This window comes from Roseateles sp. P5_B10 (genome assembly GCF_056400485.1).
This window is the reverse complement of the sequence record NZ_JBFULE010000554.1, coordinates 1-3,599: the sequence shown is the minus strand read 5'-3', so window position 1 is coordinate 3,599 and position 3,599 is coordinate 1. Positions and strand designations below refer to the sequence as shown.

Below are 3,599 nucleotides of genomic sequence, written 5' to 3'. Positions count from 1 at the left end.
GCCTTGTCCGCGCGCTGGGACGCCTTCGTCTTCGCCCACCCGCAAGCGACCTTCTTCCACCGCAGCGGCTGGCTGCGCATCATCCAGTCGGTGTTTGGCCACAAGGGATTCTTCCTCTACGCCGAGCGAGACGGTGTCATCGAGGGCGTGCTGCCGCTGGCCGAGGTCAAGAGCCGGCTGTTCGGCCACTCGGTCACGAGCCTGCCGTTCGGCGTCTATGGCGGCGTGGCCGCGTTGAACGACGAGGCCACCGCAGCGCTGGAGGCCGAGGCCGAGAAGATCGCGCGAGGGCAGGGCGCCGAGCACCTCGAATACCGCAACCTCGGCCCCACGCGCCACGCCGACTGGCCGCGCCAGGATCTCTACGTGACCTTCCGCAAGGAGATCCTTGCGGAGGAGGAGGCCAACATGCTGGCCATCCCTCGCAAGCAACGAGCGATGGTGCGCAAGGGCATCAAGAACGAGCTCAAGGCCGAGATCGACGCGAATGTCGACCGCTTCTTCGACCTCTACGCCGACAACGTGCACCGCCACGGCACGCCGGCCATGCCCAAGAAGTACTTCCAGGCCTTGCTGGACGAATTTGGCGCGGATGCCGAGGTGCTGACCGTCACGAGCCCCAGCGGCAAGCCGCTGTCGACCGTGCTGACGTTCTACTTCCGCGACGAATGCCTGCCCTATTACGCCGGTGACGATGAAGCGGCACGCGACCTGGCGGCGAACGATTTCAAGTATTGGGAGCTGATGCGCCGGGCCTGCGCCCGGGGCCTCAAGGTCTTCGATTACGGCCGCAGCAAGCAGGGCACCGGCCCCTATGCGTTCAAGAAGAACTGGGGCTTCGAGCCGCAGCCGCTGAGCTACGAGTACCGGCTGTTCAAGCGCGACGCGATTCCCCAGAACAACCCGAACAACCCCAAGTACCAGCTGATGATCAAGGCCTGGCGCAAGCTGCCCATCGGCTTTGCGAACTGGCTCGGGCCCTTCATCGTGAAGAACCTCGGGTGAACGTCGGATCATGAAGATCCTCTACCTCGTCCACCGCCTGCCTTACCCGCCCAACAAGGGCGACAAGGTGCGCTCCTACCATCTGCTCAAGCACCTGGCGGCGCGGCACGAGGTCCATCTCGGCACCTTCCTCGACGACCCCGATGACGAGCAGCACCTGCCGCGCGTGCGCGCGCTGTGCAAGAACGTGCATGTGGCGCGCCTGAACCCGCGCTCGGCCAAGCTGCTGAGCCTGCGCGGCCTGCTCAGCGGCGAGGCGCTGAGCCTGCCGTACTACCGCGACGCCGGCCTGCAGGCCTGGGTGGACGACGCCGCGGCCCGTGTCGGCTTCGATGCCGTCGTCGTCTTCAGCGGCGTGATGGCGCAATACACGCACGGCCTGAAGGGCGTGAAGACGCTGGTGGACTTCGTCGACGTCGACTCCGCCAAGTGGCGCGATTACGCACCCGAGCATGCCTGGCCGATGTCCTGGCTCTACCGCCGCGAGTTCGCCAAGCTGCTTGGCTTCGAGCAGCGCGTGGCAGAAGGCGCCGCCTGCAGCTTCTTCGTCACCGACAACGAAGTCGCGCTGTTCCGCGCGTTGAGCCCCGGCCATAAGCTACGCCTCGCGGCCCTGGGCAACGGCGTCGATGCCGATTTCTTCACGCCGGACGCGGCGCGCACCAACCCGTTTGCGTCCGGCGAGCTGCCGCTGGTGTTCACTGGCGCCATGGACTATTGGCCCAACGTCGACGCGGTGACCTGGTTCGCCAGCGACATCCTGCCCGCGCTGCGCGAGCGCTTTCCGGCACTGCGCTTTCACATCGTCGGTCGCAGCCCGGCGCCCGCCGTGCAGGCGCTCGCTGGCGACACCATCAACGTGACCGGCACTGTGCCCGACGTGCGACCGTATCTGCAATACGCGGCCGCGGTTGTGGCGCCGCTGCGGCTGGCGCGTGGCATTCAGAACAAGGTGCTGGAGGCGATGGCCATGGCACGTCCGGTTGTCGCAGCCAGTACCTGCGTGCGTGCGATCGCGGCGGGTGTGCAGCCTGGGCTGCAGCCGGCCGATACCGAAGCGGACTACGCCGAACGCCTCGGCGCGCTGCTTTCCAATCACGAGGCTGCCAATGCGGCCGGCCGTACGGCGCGCGACTTCGTGCTCGGCGCCTACAGCTGGGACGCCCATCTGGCTGGCCTGGACCGCTACCTGGAGGTTGCTTGATCACCCTGCCCAAGCCCTGGCGACTGCCCCTGCTCGGCCTGGCCCTGGCCTGGGGGCTGCTCGCGATCCTGTATTTCGCGACCGGCGCCGCCATGGTCGAGATCTGGAACCGTTCCGAGACCTTTGCCCATGCCTGGGTGGTGCCGCCAATCTCGGCCTGGCTGGTCTGGCGTCGGCGCGCCGAGCTGGCGTCGATCACGCCGCGGCCAGCGCCCTGGTGGTTGCTGGCCTTGCTGCCCCTGGGCCTGCTGTGGCTGATCGGTGACCTTGCCGCCGCCAATGCCGCAACTCAATTCGCGTTGCTCGGCATGGCCGTGGCCCTGGTGCCTGCGCTGATCGGCACGCAGGCCGCCGGGCGCATTGCCTTCCCGTTGGGCTTCCTGTTCTTCGCCGTGCCTTTCGGCGACTTCCTGACGCCTTGGCTGATGGAGCGCACGGCCGACTTCACCATCGTTGCCCTGCGCGCCACCGGCATCCCGGTGTTCCGCGAGGCGCTGCAGTTCGTCATTCCGTCGGGCTCGTGGTCCGTGGTGCAAGCCTGCAGCGGCATCCGCTACCTGATGGCTTCGGTCATGGTGGGCACGCTGTTCGCCTACTTGAATTACCGCACGACCGGCAAGCGGTGGGCCTTTGTGGGCGTGGCCATTGTTACGCCGCTGGTGGCCAACTGGTTGCGCGCCTACATGATCGTCATGCTGGGCCATCTTTCGGGCAACAAGCTCGCCGTGGGCGTAGACCACATCATCTACGGCTGGGTCTTCTTCGGACTCATCATGCTGGCGATGTTCATGATCGGGGCGCGCTGGTCGGACCCCGACCCCGAGCCCGTGCTGGCCTCGCCGGATGCGGCCGGACTGGGGCTGTCGCCTACGCGCTTCGCGACGGTCCTGGTGGCGGCGCTGCTGCTGGCGGCCCTGCCTTCGGGCATGCGGGCCCAGGCCGCGCACTCGGGTGCCCATGGCGAGCCCAGCCTTGCAGCGCCTCAACTGGCGGGCTGGACCTGGTCGCCCGAAGCCCTGACCAACTGGAACCCCCATTTCAAGAACCCCAGAGCGGTCCTGCGTGGCCGGTTCGCGCCCGCCACCGGCGACGCGCCGGTGGGGGTCTATGTCGGCTATTACCGCGACCAGCGTTATGGTCGCCAGCTCGTCACCTCAGTCAACGACCTCGTCAATGACGAAGACGACAAGGAATGGTCGCGCACGGGCGCCGGCCAGGCACAGCTGGACGGCCTGACCTGGCGCACCGGGGAGCTGCGCGGCCAGGCCCTGAACCAGGTCAGCGGCGGCGGCAACATGGCGCCGCGGCTGCGCGTCTGGCAGATCTACTGGATCAACGGCCGGCCCTTCACCAGCGACTGGCAGGCCAAGCTTTATGGCGCCTGGCAGAG

The 3,599-nt window shown here is 67.4% G+C and carries 3 protein-coding genes; all 3 read left to right on the top strand.

From position 1 onward, the window contains the following. Positions 1–3: 3 nt before the first annotated feature. Positions 4–1,005 (top strand): FemAB family XrtA/PEP-CTERM system-associated protein, encoded by a 1,002-nt coding sequence (locus AC1DU6_RS23710; protein ID WP_477860043.1) that lies wholly within the window; start codon positions 4–6, stop codon positions 1,003–1,005. 10 nt (positions 1,006–1,015) lie between these two features. Then, positions 1,016–2,209: a TIGR03087 family PEP-CTERM/XrtA system glycosyltransferase gene (locus tag AC1DU6_RS23705; RefSeq protein ID WP_457322865.1), complete on the top strand. Its 1,194-nt coding sequence runs from the start codon at positions 1,016–1,018 to the stop codon at positions 2,207–2,209. Beyond that, on the top strand, positions 2,206–3,599 hold a 1,394-nt coding region (xrtA, locus tag AC1DU6_RS23700; RefSeq protein ID WP_477860041.1), incomplete at its 3' end, for an exosortase A. The genes AC1DU6_RS23705 and xrtA, both read left to right, overlap by 4 nt.